The organism is Clostridium pacaense, from assembly GCF_020709765.2.
In the GTDB taxonomy this organism is placed as follows: Bacteria; Bacillota; Clostridia; order Lachnospirales; family Lachnospiraceae; genus Enterocloster; species Enterocloster hominis.
In genome coordinates this window covers 1-268 of sequence record NZ_JAJFEB020000122.1, presented here as the reverse complement: position 1 = coordinate 268, position 268 = coordinate 1, and the positions used below count along the sequence as shown (strand labels likewise).

The window sequence follows — 268 nt, the reverse complement described above, 5'->3', positions numbered from 1 at the left end:
GTTCGGGAACTTCACAAGCTCGTAGCAGCTGACCCAGATCTCATTGTTGCTCTCGTTCTGGGATTCGTCAAATATCAGCTCCAGCCCTAATTGGAGGTGGGGCTCATCGATATTGTTGTTGTTCTCGGTGCGGCTGTATCCGGTGCGCCCAAGATACCCCACCACATCCCCTGCCTGGACCACGGACCCTTCCTTAAGGCCTGACTGATAGGGATAGTTCTGCCGCAGATGGGCGTAATAGTAGTAGCGTTTATGGTCAAAGCTGCGG

Annotated in this window: 1 pseudogene; it reads right to left on the bottom strand. The window is 53.7% G+C overall.

What is annotated here, in order from left to right:
* A pseudogene (locus LK536_RS58750) lies at positions 1-268 on the bottom strand (M23 family metallopeptidase); the annotation flags it as partial.